Consider the following 25,489-nt stretch of genomic DNA (forward strand, 5'->3'; position numbering starts at 1 on the left):
CTCTTATTGTAGTTGCTTGTAAAAAACAGTTTCATAGTTAGGCAACAACTCTGGGTGAAAAATAGCAATTAAATCTTTCAATACAATATCTGGTCTAGTAGGTCCCAACTCATAAAAAACAGTTCCTCCACTAGCTCCTTTTGTCAAAGAGAAGGAATAAACACGTTTCTCTTTAAACGCTTTAAAGTTGGCATAGTGGGGATTAGCTTTTTTCATCTCATTTAGTGATTCAAAAGCACCTGGGTTAATCCAGAAGTCTGCTTGCTCTGCATGAGAAAAAACAGATTCAAAACTCAACGCTAAACTACCTGTTCCTACTGTTTCTTTCCATAGATAATCTGATACAGCATCGCTAAAATATACTGCCGCCCAACTATCGCCTTGTGGCATATACCAAACATCCTGATACATTGCACCACTTAATACAGTAGGAGTATTCAATACATTTTTAACTAACTTTAAAGACTCTTCGTACGATTGTTCTATTTCAGTAAACATTCGTTCAGCTTGCTCTCTTTTATCATATAACGCACCAAACAACTTAATCCATTCCGCCTTTCCTAAAGGTGTCTGCTCTACCCAATCTCCGTTATATAATACAGGTATACCCGTACGCTCTATTGCTTGAAGACTTTTGTTGTTTTGATCCATTGCAAAAGCAACAACTACTGAAGGTGATAAGTCTACTACCTTTTCGAAATTCATATTTTCGTTTGATCCTAATTCTACTATTTTTCCCTCTGTAATTAATTCCCGTACACTAGGTGTAGAAATATAATCTAACCCAGGAAAACCTACTAAACTTTGCTCTTCACCTAATAACTGTATTGATGGTATATGAGTGGTAGATGTAACGATAATATTATCAACCGGAACCGCTATACGAACCTCTCTTTCTAAAGATTCTGGAATATCACTCCCTTTCTTGTGCAACACATAGCGATAACTCTTAGAACTACCAGCCCAAGGCTGAGTAATATCGACTACTGAGTAATCCTCAAAGTATTGAATTTTCAACCCTTTTGCATATGTGATTGATGAACTTCCATCTATTATTTGCTCTGATAATATAGATGTATTATCTACTTTCTGCTTACATGCAGTAAAACTTAATATAACAACCAATAGGTGAATAAACAACAAAGTACTTCTTCTCATAATTATATATTAGGGTTATATTCACAAATGTAAAATTATTTCTTTTATTGCCTAAAACAATATACATACAAAAACTTTCTTCTCTCAAAAAACACCTTTTTAATGAAAAACTTCTTACTTTTATTTATAATTGCACAAAAATTGCCAACTATGATTAAGACAAAAAGCTTTTCTATCCTTTCTATTCTATTTACGATCTTCCTATTACAAGGATGCAAAGAAAAAACTAAGGATTCACAAATAAACACCTCTTACGGTACATTCTCTAATCCAGATGTAGCCTTCACAGAGTGTAAAAACATATTAAGTAACTTGTCAAAAACACTGAATACCACAGTAGAAAACAAGCAAAAAACGAAATAATTAAGATTATGAAACACCTTTTAAATCAAACTTTATTTGCTTTACTATTAACACTATTTATCCCCATCAATCTTGTCGCACAAGAAGCTTTCAAAGAGTTTGAAAAAGACAAACAAGTAAATAATGTAATCGTCAATAAAAAAATGTTTGAAATGATGAGCAGCGTCAAAGTTGACCAATCAAGCAAAGAAGACAAAGCCTATTTTAACCTTATCTCAAAACTAGATGACCTACGTGTATTCAGCACAAAGAATAATGCTAGTAAAGAAAAAATGAAGTCTGCAGTAAATAGCTTCGTCTCTCAAAAAGAGTTAAAACAATACGCTACAAACAATAAAGACAATGTATTTATTGAAATCTACATCAACAAAAATGGTACTGCAACAAATGTTAGTGAACTGGTTTTATACAACCAAGATAATGCTAAAGGGGAAACCAGTATAATGTACCTAAAGGGAGGGTTTAGCATCAACGAAATTTCAGCCCTGACAAATAAAATGAATTTACCAATTAACAACTCGTTCTAAATAAAAAAACATCCTATATAGGATGTTTTTTTGTGACCCGACTGGGGCTCGAACCCAGGACCCCAACATTAAAAGTGTTGTGCTCTACCAACTGAGCTATCGAGTCGCTAATAAATATGTAATACTTATCAAATGCTCTGCAAAGGTAAATCTTTTTATAAGCGAAGCAAATCTTTTTGAATACATTTTTTTCATTTTTTCTCCTTTAAAAAACAACAATCTAATAAACAATCACTTATAAAATAAAAAAATTACTATTTACAAAAAAAACGATCATAATTCAAATCTACTATACTTGCATAAACTATTGCTTAACTATCAAAAACTAAGTTTACCTTCTCCAAAATACAATACTTTACATCTACAACTAAACTTAATAAGAATCAAACTACCAACTACCTATTTTCCAATATTCTAAAACAAAAAACACCTAAGCAGAACATCTACTTTTTAGTAAGCCTACAAAGTTATAGCTACTAAAAATTATTACCTCCCAAAAATATCGAATCACAAATTCTTTATTCAGTTGAGCCATTCAAGCACACCCTCTTTTAGTATAAAACCCGATACAGCCAAACACTTTTCTAATAACACTTCTTTTATCAAATACCCATCTAACTTAGTAAAAAACCACCATTAAAAATGGTGGCTTTGTTTTTTAGATTAGCCCCAAAGGGGCATTATGATTGATTATCATTATGTTCTTGATACTTAACATATCGTTTTATCATATCTTCATCCAATCCTACTGTACTAACAAAATACCCTCGAGACCAAAAATGATTACCCCAATATGGTTTCTGTTTTAATGTTGGATATGTTTTAAAGAGTTTTATGGCTAATTTACCCTTGAGAATACCCATAAATTCACTGATAAATACTTTCGGAGGAATGGAACATACTAAATAAATATGGTCTTTCTGAATATTCATTTCTTGAATTTGAACACCTTTACAGTTACTAATCAATTGAATATCATATTCAATCAAACTCTTTACCATACCTTCCAAAATTTGAAAACGATACTTTGGTGTAAAAACTATGTGATAATCACATTTGTAATACACATGCGTTAATTTTCTATATTTACTCACTGTTTAAATGTTTTATAGTACAAACCTATAAAAGGCATAGCCTATAAAACATCACCACCGCCAAAGGCGGTGGTTTTCTATACTTAAATAAACACCACTAGTCACTACAACAATCTAAAGCGCCAAGAAGGCACTATCAGCGAATACACTCGCACATTTATATGACAATTATCAGTTTAAATATTAAAAAAAACAACTACTTTAGTGTTAAAATAACAAAAAATACGAAGTTATGATTTTACAAAACTTACCTCTCTACAACTTTAACAATGGTACATTTATGATTATCATTTTCGCATTAGTATGTGTAGGATTAGTACTAGCGCTATTTATGTTTTTAGGTGGATCTCCTAAGATTAAGGACCAGGACAAACCAGAAGAAGCTTCAACGCCTCTAAACAAACAAGATAAGATAGATCAAACTGAAGAACAAAAGTAATTGTCTTATTATAATTAGGACTACTACAAAGCGGCAAAAGAGTTATTTTAGAATAACTCTTTTTTTATTTACATTTTAAACATACATAATCCTTTAGATTTGCTAAATGTAAAATTGATAACTTTAAAGAATAGTATTAACAAACCTAATCAACAAAGTGAACCATTATCCGCCCAAAGCTATATTAAAGGCTTAGTGCTCGACTAGGACTTTGTTGATTTCACTAAAAAGTATCAGACTAGTAATTAAGACGTTCGGGTCTAGTATCAAGGTTTAGATAGCACTTTAGTGTTAGGTTGTTTTAAATAATTATCATTATGGACAAATTTACAAAAGTTTATTGGGATAGATATCTCAAAAGAGTATTTTGATGCATCAATTTTAGTAGAAAACAATGAGTTTAGCCACAATCAATTTTGTAATACAAAGAAAGGGGTGAAAATGTTTTTAAAGTGGATAAAGGGTGAACATTGTCCAATTGAAACTACTTTAATCTGTATGGAGCATACAGGTTTATATAAAAACATTTTAGTTGATGTATTAACCTCAAATCAGTGTAACCTATGGGTCGAAATGGCCTATCGAATAATTAGAAGTAGTGGTATACAAAGGGGTAAGAATGACAAAGTAGATTCCGCAAGAATAGCTCAATATGCTAAAAAAAATCAAGAAGAAGTCAAGTTGTTTAAATGTTCCAAAGAGGTTTTAGACAAGATAAAAGGATTATTAAATCTACGAGAATTAAATGTTTCTTATAAAACTGCTGTACAAGTAAATATCCAAGAATTAAAAGGATATAACGATCCCGTTTATAATCTGCTATCCAAGAGCAAAAAAAATGCTGCTAAAGCCGTCAAAAAGACGATCGAGGATATAGATAAGCAATTAGAAGAACTTGTAAAGCAAGATTCAGAGATTTCACAAGTATATAATTGTATAACCTCTGTCAAAGGGGTTGGAAGTATTACCGCGCTATTTTTACTTTGCTATACTGATTCGTTTACCTCGTTTGATTCGCCAAGAGAATTAGCTTCCTATTGTGGGGTAGTTCCTTTTGAATATACTTCAGGAAAAAGCATAAGAGGCAAGGCAAAAGTTCATTTTATGGCTAATAAAAAGCTTAAAAAATTATTGCATTTATGTGCATTATCTAGTATAAGGTATGATCCGGAAATAAAGACATATTATGAGAAAAAGGTTGAAGAAGGAAAACATAAAATGCTTGTTTTAAATAACGTTAGGAATAAGCTAATTCACCGCATATGCTCTTGTGTCCGTAATAATAAAAGGTATGAAGTAGCAGCATAGTAATATAGTGCTCCAAATTTTCAATAAAAAAGAGGTTTATTATCATTTACCTCAGGACACCTATTGGCCTTATTTTTGAATTATTAGCACAAAATGACGCTGAAAGTTATTAATTTATTATTTGGTTTTATCATAGTAATCCTTTAGCAGCCAAAGGATACTTTGCCGCCCATTTTTCTTCAAATTCTAAAAGGTTATTATAACCTTGTTCTTCATTTATAGCTGTATAAATAGGTTTAAGATCTGCTGCAACTGCCTTCTTATCTTTATGAGGTACAAATCGCAAACTAGTTCTTATTTGATGTACAATACACAGCTGTACTTGTGTTCTTGGAAATACAGCTTGAATGGCTTCTGGAAAGCCTTTTAAGCCATCTACACAAGCTACAATAATATCTTGAACCCCACGACTTTTTAACTCAGTTAAAACATGTAGCCAGAACTTAGCACCTTCTGTTTCTGCTAGATAAACACCAAGTAACTCTTTTTTCCCTTCTTGATTAACCTGCATTATTCATCCCTATCGTAGTTCAGCTGTTTTTTAGACCAAAGTATTTTTGGTGTTCTATTTTTCATAGAATCTAAATTTAAAAAGGTGTTTTTATGAGTAATCTGATTCATTTTATGCACCAAATTCTTATGAAAAGGCACTTTTTTGACAACAAGACACACGTATCCATGGCCTTTAAAATTTCTTTTAAAAGCTTACTGTGAGATAACCTCTCGAAATAGTTCCTGATTGACAAATGCACTTGATAATTGATAAAAGATGCGTTTTATAGTTACCTTTATTGTAGCCCCTATTTTTAAAAGATTAGTTCTTATTGTGCTGATTTGCCATTTTTTAGCTTCTTCAAACTGTGTTTTCTTAATTCTGTTTTTCAGTAACAAAAACATTTCATAAGCTAAACAACTTAAAATAAAAAACATATATTTACTTAATATTAACAAAATAAAAAAATAAGAAAAAAGAAAAATAACCCGAAATCAAACAAGTGCTTATAATAAAGGAACAAGATATAACTGTAAATAATTATGAAAAACAAATTTTTTATCACTCTATTTCTAATTCTAAACTCATTTATACTATTTGCCCAGGAAAGACCTAATATAGATGATTATAAATTCATTATTTATGATTACACATTCATTGATCTAGATCAACCAAAAGAAGGTTTTTATCAAAATTTTGAGCTAGAAAACATTATAAATGGAGATTTACAATACTTTAAGACACCAGAATTCAATGATTATTACATCTCATTTAGTGAATTAGAAAAATTAGAAACATTACCAAAAGATATTGATTCTAATAGAAAATTTAATTTAAAAGAATTTGAAGACCATATTTTTAAAACATTAGAATACTTTTTTAAATCTCCAGATGGAGGAGAATGGTATTTAGCACTAAAAAAACTTGATGCACAGAATATAGGTTTCTCTAAATTGTATATAAAAATAAACAATCAATATTATAAAGCGACATATAATTCAAGTGTGGTATATGACTAATTAAAGCCCCTTAATCGGGGCTTTTTTGTTTTACTTGGGAGTGTAACTTAAACTGTGTCATCTCCTGTTTCCAAGCTTGAAAATCACTTAGTGAATCTTTGTATTGGCGTTGTAGCTTTTTACCATCAATATTAAAGAAACTTCCTATTGTATGGCAATCACTTGCCTTAGTATCTATTAATTTCTTTTAAAAAAGAGGCAAACTCATCAGTTAAACGAGTGCCTTTTGCTACTAGATTCCAATCTCTCTGTACTAATTCGCGAGTAGTTTTATCTAACCAACGACGACGCTTGACATGAAGATAAACACTATTTCCTCGTAGAGGAAAATCTTGTATTGTGGTTTCATTATGAAATCCATGACCTATAAGAATACGGTCTTTTGCTTCATCCGGGACTCTATTAAATTCTTCAAAATATAGGTGCATTGTTTCACCTTGTTTTATCGTTTTTACTAAATCAAAATGTTCTACTAAAAACTCAGGTAAAATCATTTTTACAAACTCAATATAGTTTTCCACAGTTATTATTTATCATTACAAAGATCTGTAGTTTTTAATTCACACACAATTTTGAGATTGATCCTTTAAAAGCCCTTAAATTAGACTTAAAACTAATTGTAAAGCAATAAAAAAAGGCACTTAGTAAATTAAGTGCCTTTTTGTTTTTTATATGTTTTTCATTAACTTTATATCTAAATAATAGTATTGTTTTAGGGACAATAGTCGGACAAAAACGAACTTAATTAAACATAAAACTTTTATAATTAAGTAGTTATAAAGCAACTATGTGACCACAATGGGATTCGAACCCATACGTCTTTCGACACCACCCCCTCAAGATGGCGAGTCTACCAATTCCTCCACATGGCCGTAATTCTATACAACCTTCTTTTATATAAATAAAAGAGTCAAGGTAGCTTATAAAATCTAATTGACTTCACCTATTTATACAGATGAAATTGTGACCCGACTGGGGCTCGAACCCAGGACCCCAACATTAAAAGTGTTGTGCTCTACCAACTGAGCTATCGAGTCTTCATTTTCAAGAAATAGATTTTTTATTTTTCGTGACCCGACTGGGGCTCGAACCCAGGACCCCAACATTAAAAGTGTTGTGCTCTACCAACTGAGCTATCGAGTCTATTACTTCTCTGAAAATGATATTTTATGTACTGCCTATTATTAAGACAAAAACTGTGACCCGACTGGGGCTCGAACCCAGGACCCCAACATTAAAAGTGTTGTGCTCTACCAACTGAGCTATCGAGTCTATTACTTCTCTGAAAATGATATTTTATGTGCCGCCTCTTATCAAGGCTAATCTTGTGACCCGACTGGGGCTCGAACCCAGGACCCCAACATTAAAAGTGTTGTGCTCTACCAACTGAGCTATCGAGTCATTGCGATAATGAACGAAATAAAAAATTGTGACCCGACTGGGGCTCGAACCCAGGACCCCAACATTAAAAGTGTTGTGCTCTACCAACTGAGCTATCGAGTCGCTATTTCAATTCCTAATTGCGGGTGCAAATATAGGACGATTTTTTAAAAAACCATGACATATTTGTTTTATTTTTGTCTTTATTTTCATTCAAATCCCTAACTTACTATATAACAATCCATTATTTTTATGAAAAAAATTATCCTTGTTGGCTATATGGGCTCAGGAAAATCAACTATCGGGAAAAAACTCGCTTCTGAGTTAATGCTAGATTTTATCGATTTAGACGACTTTATCGAAAAACAAGAAGGAACAAGTATTACCGAAATATTTAAATCGAAAGGTGAAATCTATTTTCGAAAAGCAGAACACAAAGCTTTACATAGCATTGTAAATAATAAAACAAACTTTATTTTAAGTCTTGGTGGCGGCACACCTTGTTATGCTAATAATCACGAAGTGCTTTTACATGAAGAAATAACTTCGTTCTACTTAAAAGGATCTATTGCTACCTTAACACAGCGTTTGACCAATGAAAAAGGGAACCGTCCTATTCTTAATCAGAATTCAGAAGATTCCCTTGAAACTTTTATTGCTAAACATCTTTTTGATCGCAGTTACTTCTATCACCAAGCAAAACATATTGTCACTATAGACAACAAGTCTGTTTCCGATATCGTCGAACAGATTAAAACAATGTTATAAGTCGACACACTAGCTTAAATAAGCATATTCCTCATCGCCATCAAAGACAACTTGAATATGCTCTAATAAAGAGGTAGAAAGAGACAATCCTTTGAAATCAGCTTTAACAGGATAGTTTTTGTGGTTTCTATCCACAAGAACAGCTGTTTTAAGCTTTTTCAAAGGTACATCTAAGAAATGTTTTACTCCGTAGATTAGTGTAGCTCCTGAGTTCAATACATCGTCTACTAATAGTATTGCTTTCCCTTTATACTCTTCTGTTGTTAGAGAAGTTTCAATTGCACTTATAGGATTTTGCTTATCGATACTTACTTTGCACAAGATAACTTTTATGTCAGAAATAGCTTCTAATTCTTTCGCTATCTTTTGCGCAAATACGTAACCGCTATTAGCTATTCCCGCTATGACAATTTCCTTCTCATCTACATATGTCTCATAAACTTGATAAGCTATACGCTTCGTTTTGAAACTAATCTGTTCTTTAGTTAAAATAATATTTTTAGTCATGTTATTGTTTTTCTATAATAATAAATACTTCTCTATTTTCTCTAGGTTTAATTGAATTATAAGCACGTTCCATTACCTGAATACTTAATCCTTCTTGATCAAATAAATCCTTGTATGCTGATAAACTACCACCAAATGGAGGTTCATCTCCAGCAAAGATACAATCAAATAGTACCCCAACTAATTTACCTTGAGGCTTTAGCAAGTCCCTCATTTTCATCACATACTTCTCCCTTAAATCTAGTGGTAAGGAACAAAAAAAAGTCTGCTCCAAAATTAGGTCATATTGCCCTTCGTGGGAAAAAAAATCAGAAAGAATAACTTTCTCTACAGGAAATTGAGGAAAATGTTCGACTGTCTGTTGTACAGCCAAATCCGTTAAATCTAATCCATTGATATTAGAAAAACCATGTTCGTGGAGATACAACAACTCATGACCGTGACCTAGCCCTGGAATTAGTATTTCCAAATCCTTATTAGACAACTGATCTATGTAATCCTTTATTGGTGTCGTTATCCCTTTAGCGTTCCAGTGGTCGCTTTGTTCCAAATAACGGCTTTCCCAATATGACTTAATCTTCATCTTCTTCATTTTCTAAATCTAAAAACTCATTGATATCACGCAAGTCTTTCTTACTAGGGCGTCCTGTACCATAAGCTCTGTAATGACTCTTTGCTAACTTCAACATTTCTAGGTGTTCAAATGACTCCTCAGGAGTTGTATCACGCCTATAAATATCCACTAGTTTTGCACCTACTCGATTTTGCGGAATATCCAAAACAGTTAATTGATATACGATTTGATCCTTGCGCAACGTTATCTTATCTGTAGCAAAGACCTCTCTAGAAGGTTTTGCTACTTGCCCGTTGACAGTGATATGTCCTTTTTTACAAGCCTCGGTAGCTATATTTCTAGTTTTGTAATACCTAATGCACCATAAATACTTGTCAATACGCATAATTAAATATTAATTTTTAATAACAAAGTATACAAAAATAAAGTAAAATTGTATCTTGCACTACTAAAATAAGTCAAAAAAATGAAGAGAATTTTTGCCGGTCTAAGTATTCTATCACTAAGTTTATTTTTTGCAAACTGTAAAAGTGATGATAACGCAAATACAGGCGGAACAGTAGTTCCATTAAGAGATCGTACTGAGGTTTATACAGAGAATACTGATTCTATAGCAAAGTACTTAAAGAATAACTACATATATGAAAACCCAACTACTGGAGAAATCAAATTTGACAGTATTACTAATGGGATCTATGACGGTGAACCTACTTTAGATAAAGACACTAGGCTTAAATCAGTTACTTTCAAGAATGATTTATATGCTATTAAATCAATTGCTACAAAGACTATTGATCCAATGACTGGTATGTGGAAAGATGCAGTTACACGTCTTGAATATACCCCTGTAGAAGATGACGTTAAAGAATATACTATTCACTACTTCATCATCAATGAGGGAACTGGTAAAAAAGCAATGCCCATCGACTCAGTATATGTAAAAAGTAAGGTACATAACTTGGATAATGAAGTCGTAACAAATCCATACAAACCAGAGTATTACTCATTTCCTCTGACTATCCATGAATTTAATGGTAGAAATCTAGTAACTGGTAAAACAGTAGCTCGTCCTGCGCAATTAACCTCTGGGGAGAGACAAGTTTTATCACTTATTAAAACAGCAGAAGGAGTAAGTATTGGAGCTGATGGAAGTATCCAAACACAAGGTACACCTGGTAGATTAATTGCTATCATACCTTCTGGATTATATACCTTTAACAACCCTGTAGGAACAAAATTAAAAGGCTATCAACCAGCCATTGTAGATATTACACTATACAATAGTTTAGACAGAGATCATGACTTAGATGGAATTCCTTCTAAGTATGAGGTAGATCCTAGCAAAATAGGTACAGAACTAACAATGGAAGATTACTTCGGTTATTCAACAAGTGGTTTTGAAAAAACACCTAACTTCTTAAACATTGATGATGATGATGACGGTGTTCCTACTTATCTTGAACTTCAATACAAAGAAAACGGAATAGTGAAATACTACCAATATGATGATGAAAGACTAAAGATCTGTACAGATACTCCAAACTATTTAGATAAAACGTGTCGTCCATACATGGAAGATGGTGAATGGGTTTGGAAGAATAAAAAACCGTAATAAGAATTTATTTGTATCACCTAAAACAAATAAACACAATATAAAAAAGACTGTCTAAAGTAATAGACAGTCTTTTTTTATGCAATTCATATTTAAACGACTAGACTAACAACCACCTTAAACATATCTTTTATCCACTCTTTCTTGACCTATACGTGCGGAATGGGTGCACTTTACTTGCCAAGAACCCTCTTCTGGGCTAGCAAACTGCACGTATTCTGCAATTATAGCAGAAGCTTGGCAACAAATACTTCTTTTTTAGGATCTCCATAAGTGGTAAAAGGCTAAAAAACAAGATGGTACAGACTACTTAATTTTTTAAAAAAAATTCTCAGAGAGTTAATTACAATCCAACAGTACGTAATGCTATTTTTCAATATAGCTATAACAGTAAATCTGCCTTCCTAAAAAGGATAGATAACTAACGTAGTTTTTGCAACCCAATATTAAATAGTCAACACTCTCCTATAAATAGCAAGAATAGTCTTAGTCGAATTCCAAGGCCTTTACATTTAATCGTACAAATAAGTGTGTCTTCGCATACAGATAGAACTCAGCCACAGTCAAAAAACAAAAATCGTCCACTAACAAGTATCTGTAGAATAATTTGATTTATTACTACAATAAGAACCTATTTTGAGCAATTACCTTTTAAGTTTGACACACTTACAACCTTAAAAGCTATTAAGGATACTTAACATCCTGTATGCTTTATTTCCAACACCTCACAAATATCAAGTCAACACTTGTATTAAAATGGTTTAAAGTTCATTAAACACCTTATAAGCTACCACCTAAGTTATACATAAAATTTTATAAAAACAGATATAACTACTTTAGCTTGCTGATAAAAAAAACAATTACCTGAACCACTATAGAGAACTAGACAATTCATTTGACTACTACACAATCTAAAACTTTAAAATAAAACCACATAAAAAAAGGTAACTCAGCTTGAGTTACCTTTTAGTATTATATGATAGCTAAAATAGCTTATTTTCTATTAATCGCCTTTTGAGCCTTCTCAATAATAGCAGCAGCATTTAAACCATATTTTTCCATTAATTGTTCTGGAGTACCTGATTCACCAAAAGTATCTTGTACCGCAACAAATTCTTGTGGCAATGGGTTATTTAAAGTTAATACTCTAGAAACACTTTCTCCTAAACCACCTAGGAAGTTATGCTCTTCTGCAGTCACGATACAACCCGTTTTTGCAACTGATTTTAAAATAGCCTCTTCATCTAGTGGCTTGATTGTATGAATATTGATTACTTCAGCAGAAACCCCTTTTGCCTCAAGTTCTTCTGCAGCAAGTAAAGCTTCCCACACTAAGTGTCCTGTAGCAACAATAGTTACATCAGTTCCTTCGTTTAATAAAACCGCTTTACCGATTTCAAACTTTTCGTCAGCTGGCATAAAGTTAGGCACTACTGGACGTCCAAATCTTAAATAAACAGGACCATCATGTTCAGCAATTGCTAAAGTAGCCGCTTTAGTTTGATTATAATCACAAGTGTTGATAACTGTCATATTAGGCAACATCTTCATTAATCCGATATCTTCTAGGATTTGGTGAGTAGCACCATCTTCTCCTAAAGTCAATCCAGCATGTGAAGCACAAATTTTCACATTTTTCTCTGAATAAGCTACTGACTGACGAATCTGATCATAAACACGTCCTGTAGAAAAGTTAGCGAAAGTACCTGTAAAAGGGATCTTTCCACCAATAGTCATACCTGCTGCTAATCCAATCATATTCGCCTCAGCAATACCTACTTGGAAAAAGCGATCTGGGTGATTCTTTTTGAAATCATCCATCTTAAGTGAACCAATCAGGTCAGCACATAATGCCACTACATTTTCGTTCTTTTGTCCTAGCTCTGTAAGTCCTGCTCCAAAACCTGAACGTGTATCTTTACTTCCAGTATTTATATATTTTTTCATTTTGATTTCAATTTGTGTGGATTAATAATCTCCAAAAGATGTTTCTGGGTTTTGTTTTAAAGCTTCTTCTAATTGAGCATCACTTGGTGCTTTACCATGCCAAGCATGTGTCCCCATCATGAAGTCAACACCATTCCCCATTTCTGTATGTAATAATACACAAACAGGTTTACCCTTTCCTGCTTTCGCTTTCGCTTCTTCGTATCCAGCAATAATTGAATCAATATCATTACCTTTCAACACTTCTACTACTTCCCAATCAAATGCTTCGAATTTAGCTTTTACAGATCCTAAGTTCAATACATCTTCTGTTGGTCCATCAATTTGTTTACCATTAAGGTCAACTGTAGCAATTAGGTTATCCACTTTCTTAGCAGAAGCATACATCATAGCCTCCCAATTTTGACCTTCTTGTAACTCACCATCTCCCATTAACACATAAACAAGGTGGTTATCATTATTCAATTTTTTTGCTTGAGCAGCACCTGTAGCAACAGATAATCCTTGTCCTAAAGAACCAGAAGCCATACGTACTCCAGGTAATTTGTCATGTGTACAAGGGTGTCCTTGTAAACGCGTATTTATTTTTCTAAAAGTTGCTAACTCACTCACTGGAAAATACCCACTGCGAGCTAATACACTATAAAAAACAGGTGAGATATGTCCATTTGATAAAAAGAATAAATCCTCATCCTTTCCGTCCATTTTGAACTCCTCTTTTCTGTCCATTAATTTTTGGTATAAAGTCACTAAAAACTCTGCACATCCTAGAGATCCTCCTGGGTGTCCTGAGCTTACAGCGTGTACCATTCTAAGAATATCTCTTCTTACTTGTGTAGTTAACTCTGTTAATTGTTGTGTGTTTGGTTTCATTACTTTAATAATATAAATTATTGCTATACAAATATAGTACTAATTTGTCGTTTTACTACCTTTTATGCCCGCCTTAATTAAAATGCAGGTTTAACTTTTATAGCATTGTATTAATCAAAATGATGTAAGTTTGTAAGAATCAAAAGCTACTAATCAAATGAATACTCCACTTATATCACTTAGTACAAAAAACTTAACCATCGGTTACAAACACAAAAATGGGGTACTCAAAATATTAGAGAATATCAACCTCAGTCTATCTCAAGGACAATTAATCAGTTTATTGGGAATTAATGGAATTGGAAAAACAACCCTCTTGCGTACCTTAACAGGAGAATTTCCCTCTCTTGAAGGAGAAATAAACATCTTTGGAAAAACTCTTAATACATACAACAAAACAGAACTAGCAAAGCTAATCAGCGTCGTACTTACAGAGCAGCTTACGGCTTTTTCACTAAGTGTTTATGATTTAATACGCATCGGAAGAACTCCATTTTTAGGGTGGCGAACTACTCTCACTGTTGAAGATGAATATTGGATCAATAAAGCTATTAGCTATTGCACATTAGAAGAGTTACAAAACAAACAGATAAACCAATTAAGCGATGGACAATTACAACGTGTATTAATTGCTAGAGCTATCGCTCAAAACACACCTATTATCATATTAGATGAGCCGGCAAGTCATTTAGATTTTCATCATAAAGTTGCATTATATCGCATCCTAAAAAAACTAGCTAATGAAGAAAAAAAGACTATACTACTTTCCAGCCATGACATCAATCTAGCTTTACAACTTAGTGACCAAGTGATAGTACTAAAGAAAAGTTTTTCCTTTCAAGGAAAAACAAAAGAAGCGATCAAAAGCAAGGTTTTCGACAACTTCTTTTCAGATAGTTCTATACAATTCTGTGAAGAACAAATGCGATTTATTCTGAAGGAGTAATACTCGTATGACGCTTATTTTTTACGATATTATCCATTGTCCAAACAACTTGTTTTTCAAATGGATCATTGCGAAAAGGACAGTCACTCTTTGCGCATATTTTACACGAAAAAGGTTTACAGTCGTCCATGTGAACAAATAACTCTAAGTCATCTCCAAATCTATCACTAAACCCTTTTTCTAATATTTCAACTTCCTTATGGCCTTCTACAATATTAAAATACCATGGAATAGTCATATGGCAATCAAAATGTAAAACACTCCCATACTTAATAATACGCAAATTGTGTAAGTCAATCCAATTATCTTGACGGTATTCTTGAAGAAAACCGACAACCTCCTCTAGCAATAATTCGTCTGTTTCATCCATTATTCCAGAGATAGCTCCACGGACAATTTTATATCCAGTCACGATAATAATAAGTGCAAAAAGAAGAGCTACTGCCCCATCTAACCACTGATAGCCTGTAAAATACATTAATATAAGGCCTATGATAATCCCAATAGTAGAATATGTATCTGACTGTAAGTGCTTTCCACTAGCAACCAAAGCGAGTGAGTTATTTGTTCTTCCTTGTTTCACAGCATACCACCCCAAAATATAATTGACGATAGCAGTAAAAGCAACTAATAAAATTCCGTAATCTAATTTACCTACAGTTTCTGGGTGAACAAAATTCTTTATAGCTTCAAAAATAATAACGATGCCCGCCATAATAATCAATCCACCTTCAATTGTAGCTGAAATAAACTCTACTTTTCCATGTCCATAAGGATGGTTTCTATCGCGAGGTAAAGAGGATAGATAAAGGCTATACAGCCCTACAAAACCACTAACTACATTAATAACACTTTCTAAAGCATCAGTCAATATAGCCACCGAGTGAGTCATGCTCCAGGCAACAACCTTGATTATAAATAGCAATACACCAACTATTGCAACAACTTTTTGAAATTGAAAGTTTTCTCTAGCTTTAGTATTCATATTTGATTGTTATAACGATTCTAATTCTATTACTTCTCCAACCTGCATTCCTTGTAAAGAATAAGCTCCAATACGCACTCTAACCAAGCGCAAGGTAGGAAAACCTACTGCTGCTGTCATCTTGCGTACCTGTCTAAATTTTCCTTCTGTCAATACAATTCTAACCCAACTCGTCGGACCATGTCTTTCATCTCTCACTCTTCTTCCCTCACCTACCCAACTTGGCAAAACAGACAAAGTATCAGCTTCACAAGACTTAGTCGTATACTTCTCTCCTTTCACTCCAATCTCTACCCCATTGCACAACTGTACAACAGCTTCAGGTGTAATTAAACCATCAACTTGTGCGTAGTATTCTTTTTCATATTTTGCCCCTCTGACTAATTCACTTTTCATACCATCAGTTGTCAATAAAAGTAATCCTTCAGATTGTTCATCTAAACGACCTATAGCCATAGTACCTTCTGGAAAGTCATACAACTCACCTAATTTTCGCTTAGTTCTCTTTTTCTCATAAATAAATTGACTTATAAATCCATGAGGCTTATACAGCATAAAATGGCGATGTATAGTATGTTGATTTTGCAAATGACTATTCTTTAAAATTTAACTAGCACAAAAGTAGACATTACACATATGCTAAACATTAGAAAACAATTATAATTTTTTAATTATGGAAAAACAGAAACGTAAAAAGCGTTGATCGCCTCAATATACCTTTGCCCATGGTACTCATCAGATAGTGCTTGAAAACCTTGTAAATGACCACCTTTAAATAGAACAACCTCATTCTTTTCATTAAGATATTTAGCACGATAACTAGCTTCTGGTGAAGTTAACCCATCGCGATCCCCTGCAAAAAACAAAACAGGAAGAGTTAGTTTACTCAACGCCAACTCATATTTATCCACACTATCAGGGATAAGTAAATCTCTATTCAAATGTTCTTTTACTACTTCTACAACCTTCTTAGGATTTGACACAAACCCTTCTGCAATCAAATAATCGTACGTATCCATAGAATAAAGCTCTACCGCGTAAATAGTCCCCATAGATAATGCCCAAATACCTATTGGTGTATCAAAACGCTTTTTAGTATAGTCTAAAACAGCTTGAAGGTCTGTAGTAAAAGCATCATAATACAGGGTGTCTTTCGAAACTTCAAAAGCTTGACTTTCACCAAAGCCACGATAATCAAACATCACTACAGTGTATCCTTGATTAACTACTTCTAAAACCTGTCGTACATAATAAGACATATTACCACTATCACCATAGGCTAAAATCAGGGTACGGTGCAAATCATTCTCAGTAGTAGGAAATGTAATCCAAGTTTTCAGTGCAAAATCATCTTTTGTTTTAATCTCTAAGGCTTCAAACTTAAATGAAGAATTACCTGGATGATCAATATATTTTTTAATAGGTTCAACAGCATATAAATGAATTGAAAAAACACAAAATAAAAATACTAGACAAATTCTCATACGTTTAAACTTTTACTCTAATCCAAAGATAAAAATAAACATAGTATTTTCCGTAATATTCAATACATTCACTAAAACATAGAACAACAAACAAAAAAGAGACAAACAAAGTTTAATAGCAATAAAACTAGTTTAAAACTAAGGACTACATAAATAAATGCTTATTTTTGTTTACTATTAAAAATAACACATTATGCAACATATCATTGATCGTTTCATCAGTTATGTAACTGTTGACACTGAATCTGATGCTTCTTCAAACACATGCCCAAGTACTGAAAAACAATGGGACTTGGCTAACCAATTAGTAGAAGAACTAAAACAAATAGGCTTAGAAGATGTAACCATTGACGATAATGCTTATATCATGGCTACACTACCTAGTAATGTAGAGCACGAAGTACCGACTATCGGTTTTATTGCTCACTTCGATACATCACCAGACTTCACAGGAGCTAATGTAAAACCACAAATCGTAGAAAACTACGATGGAGGAGATATCGTATTAAATAAAGAACAAAATATCGTACTATCACCTTCATATTTCAAAGATTTACTTCAATATAAAGGTCAAACTTTAATCACTACTGATGGTACTACACTATTAGGAGCTGATGACAAAGCAGGTGTTACAGAGATTGTATCTGCCATGGAATACCTAATTCAACATCCCGAAATCAAACACGGTAAGATCCGTATAGGTTTTACACCAGATGAAGAGATTGGTAGAGGAGCACACTTATTTGACGTTGAAAAATTCGGTGCTGAATGGGCATATACAATGGATGGAAGTCAAATTGGAGAATTAGAATATGAAAACTTCAATGCTGGATATGCTAAATTAACTTTCTCAGGAAAAAGTGTTCACCCAGGATATGCTAAAGGAAAAATGATAAATTCAATCTTATTAGCAAACAAATTTATCAAGTATTTACCTAAAGACGAAGTACCAGAAAGAACAACTGGATATGAAGGTTTCTTCCATGTAAATCACGTAACAGGTAGTATTGAAGAATCAGTTGTAGAATTAATTATTCGCGATCACAACTTAAAAAAATACGAAAAGCGCAAAAAACAAGTTGCTAAACTTGCAAAAAAAATAAACAAGAAGTATAACAAGAAATTTGGTGGACCAATCGTTAATTGTGAAATTGGTGACCAATATTTCAATATGAGAGAGAAGGTTGAGCCTGTAATGCATATAGTAGACGTTGCTGAAGAAGCAATGAAAGCATTAGACATTAAACCATTAATCAAAGCTATACGTGGTGGTACAGATGGTTCACAACTATCTTATATGGGACTACCTTGTCCAAATATATTTGCAGGAGGACATAACTTCCATGGTAAATATGAATATGTACCAGTAGAAAGTATGGTTAAAGCAATGCAAGTAATTGTAAAAATTGCTGAACTTACAGCTTCTAAAAAACAATAACGAATAGTCTCACTATTCAAAATATAAAAGCCCCAATTAGTTAGACTTTTGGGGCTTTCTTATATAAAGAACTTTAAAAAATTCTATTACTTAATCTCGTCTGGATTTTTATTCAAAAGACGTTGTTTCAATTGATTTTCAGCTTCTTTTAATTCAACTTCCGCAGCTCTTCGCTTCTCTCTACCCTCGGATTGAATACGAACAATCTCATCAATAGTCGTTAATATGTCACCATTTACCTTTTTGATAGTTTCAATATCAACAATACCACGTTCCGTCTCTTGAGCAACCTTAACAGTCGCATCTTTAAGCATTTCACTATTTCGAGTTAATAGAGAATTAGTCGCATCATTGACTGCTTGCTGAGCATTAAGTGCTTGTTGTGAACGAGCCAATCCCAGTGTTAAAACCATTTGATTTTTCCATAAAGGCAACGTATTAACAATACTTGATTGCAACTTCTCCATTAACATCAAACTATTGTTTTGCACCATTCTAATCTGAGGAGACGATTGTAATATTACCATACGGGTTAATTTCAAATCATGAACCTTGCGCTCAAAACGAACAACTTGTTGCTCCATATCCTTATAAGCTTGAATTTTAGAAGGGTCATTATCATTTTCCGCTTCTAACTTTAACTTTGGTAAAGTATCTTGGTGTAGCTCGACAAGCTTTTGATCTCCAGCTTCTATATATAAAGACAACTCTTTAAAATACTTCTTGTTTTCATCAAACAACTTATCAAACATAGCTACATCTTTCATCATGTTTTTATAATGACGTTCAAGTTGCAGCTCAATTGCATTAATATTTGTTTCTACTTTACTATACTGTGTTTGAAGTCTCCCAATCTTCTTTTTTATTGAATCAAAGAATGGGAAAAAACTCTTCTTTTCAGCAATCCCCTCAAAAGACTTAATCTCTGAGCGCAAACCAACCAGAACATCAGAAGTTTCTCCTAAATCTTTCGTTTGAACTTGCTTTAATACTTCGGTAGCAAAAGCACTAGACTTTAATTGACTCCCAGCACCATACTGTATAACTTGTGTCGTATTACCTAAGTCAATACTTTTCTTAAATACTTCAATTTGCTTTTTATCTTGTTCCGAAAACTCCATAGTAACTTCAGATGCAAGCTCTCTTTCCTGTCGTAATTGTTGAATATCTTTTTCCATAATTATATCTATAATAATCCTCTTGATTTCATATCTTCTAAATAGGCTGTTGATTCAGCCTCTATCTGCATCTTAGAATACTTAACTTTTTCTAGTAGTTCATTTTCGAAAGCAGTACTAGCTTGTTTAAGAGTAAATCTAAGCTTTTCTTCAGCTTTATTCATAACAACGTTATCCAGCTTAGATATTTCTATTTGATAATATTGCTGTAGAATATTCTCAATTGAAAAAGCATGACGCTCTAAGAAAAGCTCACTTACGAATTGATTATTCTTATTTGATATCTCCTTCGTAATATAAATCATCTTTGCAATGTAACCTTTTATCTCGTTATTCTTTACTAACCCTTTCCATTTATTCAAACTCACTATAAAATCACTAATAGATAAAATTTCCGATATCTCTTTTCTTCGAATAAAGTCCTTATAATCGTAGCTTGTATCCCATCGTAAGTTTATTATACTTCTCAAGTGCAGTCTCTGTAGATACAAACGGAAATACATAGCAGTAATTACAGCAGCACAAAGAAATACTGTAAAGCTCAATAATTTAAAAATGCTATCGTCACCTGCTATTATATAATAACTATAAACACCTATATACAAAGCCAACCAGAGAAAACTACCATAGAGTAAACTTCTTATTTTCCCCAGAATCCCCATATGTAACATAGCTATTGGCGGTATAACAAATGGGAAAAATAACCCCAACAGTATAAGCCAACTACTTTTAATCTCCCAATTCCTATCTTTAATCGTAAACCATCCCATTACAATATCCCCCTTCCTTTTAAAACTGAAATATAAACAGATGCTTCACTATCAACTTCTAAAACTTTCATTTCAATTAAATTAGACAATTCATTTTCAAAAATAACACGAGATTGAATGATTACTTGTTCTAAACTTTGCTTAGTTCCAATAACAGTGGGATTAGAAATATAACTACTATCTAATTCAACATACTGCTGTAATACATTTACAATAGAGCTACCATGTCTCAAAAAGAATAAATCTGAAGCATGATCATCTTTCGTTATAATAATATTAGTAAGACGTATAATCTCATCAACACTCTTGATGAGCTCAGGCTTTGCTAATTTATTTTTCCAATACTCAAGTTTGTATATAAATTCATCTTTAGTACTTTGAGAATCACTTTGAACAGAATTATATTGGCTAATAACAGCATCATAGTTATACTCTTTATTCTTCTCTAAACTAATGATATTCTGTAAATCTAGGCGTTGTAAATACTCCCCTAAATCCAACGACATATAGACTACATAAATGTAAAAACTAATGAAGTTTACAGCCAAAACATATACAGAATCCACATCAGCAACTAGGAAAAACAAAGCTAAGATCAAAAAAAACAAATAAACTAAAGCTATAACACATGAATGCCAAAACCATCTATTAACATTAACAATACGACCAAAAACAGCTATTGCAATAGGTGTTAAAACACCAAAACTAATAAAGCTGATACCTCCAACAACTCCTAATAAAATTAAACTATTCTTTATCTCCCAACTATTGGACCTTCTTGTAAACCATCCCATGAACTTCTTATCCTAATATTCTATCTAAAGATACCAAAAACGTAGAAAAAAGATAAATATTTAACTTATAAAAAACAGAGCGATCAGCATTTTATGCAACAAAAAAAGCCCCAACAATTAACGTTGGGGCTCAATTCTATAAAATCAAAAAAGATTATTTACCTTTTTCCATTCTTTCTTTTAACTCAGCAAGAGCATCAATATCACCTAGAGTAGTTTTCTCAGCAGCGTTATTGTTTACAGCTTCAGCTGTTTTAACATTTTTCTCTTCTTCTTCACGGAAGATAGAAGTGTGAGAAGCTACAACTCTTTTGAATTCTTTATTGAACTCAATAATTTTGAATTCAGCAGTTTCTCCTTTTTTCAATTTCTTACCGTCTTCTTTTTCTAAATGACGTGTAGGAATGAAAGCAACAACATCCTCTTCGAATACTACAGTAGCACCTTTATCAACAACTTCAGAGATTTCTCCAGAGTGTACAGTACCTACAGCATAAGCATCTTCGTATTTATCCCATGGGTTAGCAGTAGTTTGTTTGTGACCTAAAGATAATTTACGTCCTTCTACATCTAACTCTAAAACAACTACGTCTAACTTGTCTCCAACATTTACAAATTCAGATGGGTGTTTGATTTTCTTAGTCCAAGATAAGTCAGAGATGTAAATTAATCCATCAATTCCTTCTTCTAATTCTACGAACACACCAAAGTTAGTAAAGTTACGAACGATACCTACATGCTTAGAACCTACAGGATATTTAGCAGTGATATCAGTCCATGGATCTTGACTTAATTGTTTGATACCTAAAGACATCTTTCTTTCTTCTCTATCAAGAGTTAAAATAACTGCCTCTACTTCATCTCCAACTTTCACGAAGTCTTGAGCAGATCTTAAATGAGTAGACCAAGACATTTCAGAAACGTGGATTAGACCCTCAACACCTTCTGCAACTTCGATGAAAGCACCGTAATCAGCTAAAACAACTACTTTACCTTTTACTTTATCTCCAACATTTAAGTTAGCGTCTAAAGCATCCCATGGGTGAGCGAATAATTGTTTTAAACCTAATTGAATTCTTGTTTTCTCATCATCGAAATCTAAAATAACAACATTCAATTTTTGATCTAACTCTAACACTTCACTTGGGTGGTTAATTCTTGACCAAGATAAGTCAGTGATATGGATTAATCCATCTACACCTCCTAAGTCAATGAATACACCGTAAGAAGTAATGTTTTTAACGACACCTTCTAACACTTGACCTTTTTGTAACTGACCGATAATTTCTTTCTTTTGAATCTCGATATCAGCTTCAATAAGTGCTTTGTGAGATACAACAACGTTCTTGAATTCATGGTTAATTTTAACTACTTTGAATTCCATTGTTTTATTCACGTATTGATCGTAATCGCGAATTGGTTTAACGTCAATTTGAGAACCTGGTAAGAATGCTTCAATTCCGAATACATCAACAATCATACCTCCTTTTGTTCTACATTTAACGAACCCATTAACAATCTCTCCAGTTTCGTGAGCAGCAATAACTCTATCCCAAGCTTTTATTGTACGAGCTTTTCTGTGAGATAAAACTAATTGTCCGTATTTATCTTCTCTTACATCGATTAATACTTCAACTTTATCACCAACTTTTAAGTTTGGATTATAACGGAATTCGTTTAAAGAAATAACACCTTCAGATTTAGCATTGATATCAACAATTGCATCTCTATCAGTGATTCTAACAACTACTCCTTCAACAACTTCTTCATCATCAGTTGAAATGAATGTTTTGTCTACTAAGCTTTCAAATTCCTTTAACTGATTATCTTCAACAGCATCAATACCGTTTTCGTAACGGTCCCAGTTAAAATCGTTTAAAAATTCCTCTTGTGTTTTTGTGATTTCAGACATAGCTGATAATTAATTTGTATTCTATTAATTTGTAGATCTCTAATGTTAATACATTTAATAGAAGTGGTTTTACTTTTTATATAAATAAGCTTTTATAGAGATCAGCTAACATAAAAGCAGTGCAAAAGTAATTCTTATATACGAATTACACAAGACTATTACCTAAAAAATAAACATAAAAACATGACTGCAAGTCAATTAATAAAAAGGCAGACTACTCTATAGTAGTCTGCCTTAATCGTAATAATAAAAAATAAATTCTAATTAAGATATATTTAATTGCTCTTTGTCACGCGATACTTTAGAAGACTTTTGCTTCTTCAACTTCGAAAAAAACTTACTATTTTTATATAAATCCCAATTCATCAAAGCTACGCTCACAAGTACCACAGCTAACCCACCTATTTGTAAACTCGTAATAATATCATCTGTGAAAAAATAACTTAAAGCAACTGCCACGACTGGATTTACATACGCGTATGTACTTACTTCTGTAACAGGTCTGTTTTGTATCAACCATATATAAGAACCAAATGCCAATATAGAGCCAAACGTAATCAAATACCCTAATGAAAACCACCCAGAAACAGAAATCTCATTTACTTTAAAAGCTGCAAACTCACCATTAAAGCCAGCAACCATTGCAAATAATACCCCTGCTGTTATCATTTGCCAAGAAGTTTTCACCATCACGTGTAAATCTTCACCATCTCCTTCATTCTTATCTTTAGAATATTTTGAATATAATGAACCAATAGTCCATGCTATTGATCCTAAAATCAACAAAAACATACAGAAAATATTCAACATACGTTGAGACTCATCACTAGTTATGGTAATTTGTTCTGCAAACAACATTATAACTCCTACAAAACCCATTACTAAACCTAATACTGTGGGTAAACTAGAAAAATTATTCTTCCATTGAGGTTTATCAAGAATTATGAACCATAAAGCCGCTGCTGCTGCCATAATAGCAGCGATACCACTAGACACGTGCTGTTCTGCCCATATCAAAGCTCCCATATCAATAAACAACAGCAAGAAGCCCGTGATACATGCCTGCTTAACAACTTTCTTATTAAACAACTTATATCCTTTCATTTTACAATAAGTCAACAAGATCAAACTTGCTGAAAAGAAACGCAATGTTCCTAATACAAATGGCGTAAAATCACTTAATGCTTTATGTATAAAGAAAAAAGTAGACCCCCACACAAAATAAACCACAATATAAGCAAATAAAACCGCTCCTTTACTTGCGTTATTATTAACTACTGCTCCCATACCTAATTTAACTTTTCAGGAATTATTAATTTATTATCTTCTTTTACCGTTTGTAAAACAATTATTGTTCGTGTAGAAATAACGCCTTGAATACGTGAAAGAGAATTTCTCATTAATGAAACTAACGCTAAAGAATCTGAAGTTCTAACCTTAATCATATAACCATCATCACCCGCTATATCGTGAACTTCCAAAACTTCAGGAATCTCAGCTAAAAGTTTCCCCGTTTCCTCATCCCCAATAATTTCATCTACCTTTATAAAAATAAAAGATAACATCTTTTGATCGATTGCATTTGGATTAACCTTTGCATGATAAGCCAACAATACTTCCTTTTGCTCTAATTTTTTCACGCGCTCTAATACTGCTGAAGGTGCCATACCTAACTCCCTTGCTATTTCAGAGTTATTAATTCGTGCATTCTCTTGCATCATACGCAATATAGTCAAATCAACTTCATCAAGTTTATATTCCATACCTTTTAATTTTGCAGCTGCAAAGGTAATACAAAGAATTATATTCGCAAAACAATAACTTAAAAAGAATTATGTTCAGTATAATGAAAAACAACCGAAAATAATTCGAGTAAAACAATTATAATTAATCCTAAAAAAGTATAAACAAAAAAAGCCT

At 32.8% G+C, this 25,489-nt stretch carries 27 protein-coding genes, 7 tRNA genes and 1 pseudogene; 9 read left to right on the plus strand and 26 right to left on the minus strand.

The features are described 5' to 3' along the window. Nucleotides 1–3: 3 nt before the first annotated feature. Nucleotides 4–1,158, minus strand: coding sequence for an ABC transporter substrate-binding protein (locus GJV77_RS09695; RefSeq protein WP_155036167.1), 1,155 nt, complete (start codon nucleotides 1,156–1,158; stop codon nucleotides 4–6). Nucleotides 1,159–1,308: 150 nt separating this feature from the next. On the opposite strand from GJV77_RS09695, the gene GJV77_RS09700 reads away from it, so the two are divergent. Continuing rightward, the gene (locus tag GJV77_RS09700) at nucleotides 1,309–1,521 is read left to right on the plus strand and encodes a hypothetical protein (RefSeq protein WP_155036168.1); all 213 of its coding nucleotides are present in this window, start codon (nucleotides 1,309–1,311) and stop codon (nucleotides 1,519–1,521) included. An 8-nt stretch (nucleotides 1,522–1,529) separates the two neighbouring features. Next, a complete protein-coding gene (locus GJV77_RS09705; protein ID WP_155036169.1) occupies nucleotides 1,530–2,048 on the plus strand; it encodes a DUF4252 domain-containing protein in 519 nt (172 codons plus the stop codon). A gap of 33 nt (nucleotides 2,049–2,081) precedes the next feature. Here the strand turns inward: GJV77_RS09705 and GJV77_RS09710 are convergent. Together GJV77_RS09710 and tnpA are read right to left on the minus strand one after the other, a co-directional pair. After that, nucleotides 2,082–2,154, minus strand: a tRNA-Lys gene (locus GJV77_RS09710). A 574-nt stretch (nucleotides 2,155–2,728) separates the two neighbouring features. Next, nucleotides 2,729–3,142, minus strand: a complete 414-nt coding sequence (gene tnpA, locus GJV77_RS09715; protein WP_162521602.1) for an IS200/IS605 family transposase — start codon at nucleotides 3,140–3,142, stop codon at nucleotides 2,729–2,731. A 232-nt stretch (nucleotides 3,143–3,374) separates the two neighbouring features. On the opposite strand from tnpA, the gene GJV77_RS09720 reads away from it, so the two are divergent. Then, on the plus strand, nucleotides 3,375–3,581 hold the full coding sequence (locus GJV77_RS09720) for a hypothetical protein (RefSeq protein WP_155036170.1): 207 nt from the start codon (nucleotides 3,375–3,377) through the stop codon (nucleotides 3,579–3,581). Nucleotides 3,582–3,959: 378 nt separating this feature from the next. Continuing rightward, nucleotides 3,960–4,889, plus strand: a complete 930-nt coding sequence (locus GJV77_RS09725; protein WP_377087301.1) for an IS110 family transposase — start codon at nucleotides 3,960–3,962, stop codon at nucleotides 4,887–4,889. A 154-nt stretch (nucleotides 4,890–5,043) separates the two neighbouring features. On the opposite strand, the pseudogene GJV77_RS09730 reads toward GJV77_RS09725, so the two are convergent. Together GJV77_RS09730 and GJV77_RS15075 are read right to left on the minus strand one after the other, a co-directional pair. Further along, nucleotides 5,044–5,394: pseudogene (locus GJV77_RS09730) on the minus strand (transposase); the annotation flags it as partial. Nucleotides 5,395–5,594: 200 nt separating this feature from the next. Continuing rightward, on the minus strand, nucleotides 5,595–5,819 hold the full coding sequence (locus GJV77_RS15075; protein ID WP_155036171.1) for a transposase: 225 nt from the start codon (nucleotides 5,817–5,819) through the stop codon (nucleotides 5,595–5,597). Between the two features lie 105 nt (nucleotides 5,820–5,924). Here GJV77_RS15075 and GJV77_RS09740 point away from each other — a divergent pair, with 105 nt between their 5' ends. After that, nucleotides 5,925–6,401 (plus strand): hypothetical protein, encoded by a 477-nt coding sequence (locus tag GJV77_RS09740; RefSeq protein ID WP_155036172.1) that lies wholly within the window; start codon nucleotides 5,925–5,927, stop codon nucleotides 6,399–6,401. A gap of 167 nt (nucleotides 6,402–6,568) precedes the next feature. Here the strand turns inward: GJV77_RS09740 and GJV77_RS09745 are convergent, their stop codons facing one another. From GJV77_RS09745 to GJV77_RS09775, 7 genes are all read right to left on the minus strand, one after another. After that, entirely contained in the window at nucleotides 6,569–6,922 is a 354-nt protein-coding gene (locus GJV77_RS09745) for an ISAon1 family transposase N-terminal region protein (protein WP_160339156.1), read from the minus strand. A gap of 269 nt (nucleotides 6,923–7,191) precedes the next feature. Next, nucleotides 7,192–7,273: transfer RNA gene (locus GJV77_RS09750), tRNA-Leu, on the minus strand. A gap of 92 nt (nucleotides 7,274–7,365) precedes the next feature. Next, nucleotides 7,366–7,438 (minus strand) — tRNA-Lys (locus GJV77_RS09755). A gap of 33 nt (nucleotides 7,439–7,471) precedes the next feature. Further along, nucleotides 7,472–7,544, minus strand: a tRNA-Lys gene (locus GJV77_RS09760). A gap of 56 nt (nucleotides 7,545–7,600) precedes the next feature. Then, nucleotides 7,601–7,673 (minus strand) — tRNA-Lys (locus GJV77_RS09765). A gap of 56 nt (nucleotides 7,674–7,729) precedes the next feature. Beyond that, a tRNA-Lys gene (locus GJV77_RS09770) sits at nucleotides 7,730–7,802 on the minus strand. 29 nt (nucleotides 7,803–7,831) lie between these two features. Beyond that, nucleotides 7,832–7,904, minus strand: a tRNA-Lys gene (locus GJV77_RS09775). A 129-nt stretch (nucleotides 7,905–8,033) separates the two neighbouring features. Between GJV77_RS09775 and GJV77_RS09780 the strand changes: the two genes are divergently transcribed. Next, the gene (locus tag GJV77_RS09780) at nucleotides 8,034–8,549 is read left to right on the plus strand and encodes a shikimate kinase (RefSeq protein WP_155036173.1); all 516 of its coding nucleotides are present in this window, start codon (nucleotides 8,034–8,036) and stop codon (nucleotides 8,547–8,549) included. Nucleotides 8,550–8,558: 9 nt separating this feature from the next. Here the strand turns inward: GJV77_RS09780 and GJV77_RS09785 are convergent, their stop codons facing one another. From GJV77_RS09785 to GJV77_RS09795, 3 genes are read right to left on the minus strand one after another with little or no spacing between them, the layout of a single operon-like run. Next, complete coding sequence (locus tag GJV77_RS09785; RefSeq protein ID WP_155036174.1) at nucleotides 8,559–9,056, minus strand: phosphoribosyltransferase family protein; 498 nt, start codon at nucleotides 9,054–9,056, stop codon at nucleotides 8,559–8,561. Nucleotide 9,057: 1 nt separating this feature from the next. Then, the gene (locus tag GJV77_RS09790; RefSeq protein WP_155036175.1) at nucleotides 9,058–9,639 is read right to left on the minus strand and encodes a methyltransferase domain-containing protein; all 582 of its coding nucleotides are present in this window, start codon (nucleotides 9,637–9,639) and stop codon (nucleotides 9,058–9,060) included. After that, the gene (locus tag GJV77_RS09795; RefSeq protein WP_155036176.1) at nucleotides 9,629–10,015 is read right to left on the minus strand and encodes an RNA-binding S4 domain-containing protein; all 387 of its coding nucleotides are present in this window, start codon (nucleotides 10,013–10,015) and stop codon (nucleotides 9,629–9,631) included. Before GJV77_RS09795 ends, GJV77_RS09790 begins: the two co-directional genes overlap by 11 nt. Before the next feature lie 81 nt (nucleotides 10,016–10,096). On the opposite strand from GJV77_RS09795, the gene GJV77_RS09800 reads away from it, so the two are divergent. Then, nucleotides 10,097–11,242 carry a hypothetical protein gene (locus GJV77_RS09800; RefSeq protein ID WP_155036177.1) on the plus strand — a complete coding sequence of 382 codons (1,146 nt, stop codon included), beginning with the start codon at nucleotides 10,097–10,099 and terminating at the stop codon, nucleotides 11,240–11,242. A 993-nt stretch (nucleotides 11,243–12,235) separates the two neighbouring features. Here GJV77_RS09800 and GJV77_RS09805 read toward each other — a convergent pair. Further along, nucleotides 12,236–13,189 (minus strand): transketolase family protein, encoded by a 954-nt coding sequence (locus GJV77_RS09805; RefSeq protein WP_155036178.1) that lies wholly within the window; start codon nucleotides 13,187–13,189, stop codon nucleotides 12,236–12,238. A gap of 21 nt (nucleotides 13,190–13,210) precedes the next feature. Next, nucleotides 13,211–14,062, minus strand: a complete 852-nt coding sequence (locus tag GJV77_RS09810; protein ID WP_155036179.1) for a transketolase — start codon at nucleotides 14,060–14,062, stop codon at nucleotides 13,211–13,213. A 157-nt stretch (nucleotides 14,063–14,219) separates the two neighbouring features. On the opposite strand from GJV77_RS09810, the gene GJV77_RS09815 reads away from it, so the two are divergent. Further along, on the plus strand, nucleotides 14,220–15,008 hold the full coding sequence (locus GJV77_RS09815; protein WP_155036180.1) for an ABC transporter ATP-binding protein: 789 nt from the start codon (nucleotides 14,220–14,222) through the stop codon (nucleotides 15,006–15,008). On the opposite strand, the gene GJV77_RS09820 is transcribed toward GJV77_RS09815, so the two are convergent. The 3 genes from GJV77_RS09820 to GJV77_RS09830 all read right to left on the minus strand — a co-directional run bounded on the left by GJV77_RS09820 (nucleotide 14,992) and on the right by GJV77_RS09830 (nucleotide 17,477). Beyond that, a complete protein-coding gene (locus GJV77_RS09820) occupies nucleotides 14,992–15,993 on the minus strand; it encodes a cation diffusion facilitator family transporter (RefSeq protein WP_155036181.1) in 1,002 nt (333 codons plus the stop codon). The two genes, GJV77_RS09815 and GJV77_RS09820, sit on opposite strands and share 17 nt — an antisense overlap. Before the next feature lie 9 nt (nucleotides 15,994–16,002). Next, on the minus strand, nucleotides 16,003–16,548 hold the full coding sequence (locus tag GJV77_RS09825) for a pseudouridine synthase (protein WP_155036182.1): 546 nt from the start codon (nucleotides 16,546–16,548) through the stop codon (nucleotides 16,003–16,005). 116 nt (nucleotides 16,549–16,664) lie between these two features. After that, complete coding sequence (locus GJV77_RS09830; RefSeq protein ID WP_155036183.1) at nucleotides 16,665–17,477, minus strand: alpha/beta hydrolase; 813 nt, start codon at nucleotides 17,475–17,477, stop codon at nucleotides 16,665–16,667. A gap of 193 nt (nucleotides 17,478–17,670) precedes the next feature. Between GJV77_RS09830 and pepT the strand changes: the two genes are divergently transcribed. Then, nucleotides 17,671–18,915 carry a peptidase T gene (pepT, locus tag GJV77_RS09835; protein ID WP_155036184.1) on the plus strand — a complete coding sequence of 415 codons (1,245 nt, stop codon included), beginning with the start codon at nucleotides 17,671–17,673 and terminating at the stop codon, nucleotides 18,913–18,915. Between the two features lie 86 nt (nucleotides 18,916–19,001). Here pepT and GJV77_RS09840 read toward each other — a convergent pair whose 3' ends face one another. The 6 genes from GJV77_RS09840 to GJV77_RS09865 form a co-directional block, all read right to left on the minus strand. Beyond that, the gene (locus GJV77_RS09840; protein ID WP_155036185.1) at nucleotides 19,002–20,093 is read right to left on the minus strand and encodes a toxic anion resistance protein; all 1,092 of its coding nucleotides are present in this window, start codon (nucleotides 20,091–20,093) and stop codon (nucleotides 19,002–19,004) included. 8 nt (nucleotides 20,094–20,101) lie between these two features. Continuing rightward, nucleotides 20,102–20,863, minus strand: coding sequence for a hypothetical protein (locus GJV77_RS09845; protein ID WP_155036186.1), 762 nt, complete (start codon nucleotides 20,861–20,863; stop codon nucleotides 20,102–20,104). Further along, nucleotides 20,863–21,657 (minus strand): hypothetical protein, encoded by a 795-nt coding sequence (locus GJV77_RS09850; protein WP_155036187.1) that lies wholly within the window; start codon nucleotides 21,655–21,657, stop codon nucleotides 20,863–20,865. The genes GJV77_RS09845 and GJV77_RS09850 overlap by 1 nt, the downstream gene beginning before the upstream one ends. A gap of 154 nt (nucleotides 21,658–21,811) precedes the next feature. Then, on the minus strand, nucleotides 21,812–23,569 hold the full coding sequence (gene rpsA / locus GJV77_RS09855; RefSeq protein ID WP_155036188.1) for a 30S ribosomal protein S1: 1,758 nt from the start codon (nucleotides 23,567–23,569) through the stop codon (nucleotides 21,812–21,814). A gap of 264 nt (nucleotides 23,570–23,833) precedes the next feature. Continuing rightward, entirely contained in the window at nucleotides 23,834–24,856 is a 1,023-nt protein-coding gene (locus tag GJV77_RS09860) for an EamA family transporter (protein ID WP_155036189.1), read from the minus strand. A 2-nt stretch (nucleotides 24,857–24,858) separates the two neighbouring features. Next, complete coding sequence (locus GJV77_RS09865) at nucleotides 24,859–25,332, minus strand: Lrp/AsnC family transcriptional regulator (protein WP_155036190.1); 474 nt, start codon at nucleotides 25,330–25,332, stop codon at nucleotides 24,859–24,861. Nucleotides 25,333–25,489 lie beyond the last annotated feature (157 nt).

Source organism: Myroides pelagicus, from assembly GCF_009711055.1.
Lineage (GTDB): Bacteria > Bacteroidota > Bacteroidia > Flavobacteriales > Flavobacteriaceae > Flavobacterium > Flavobacterium pelagicum.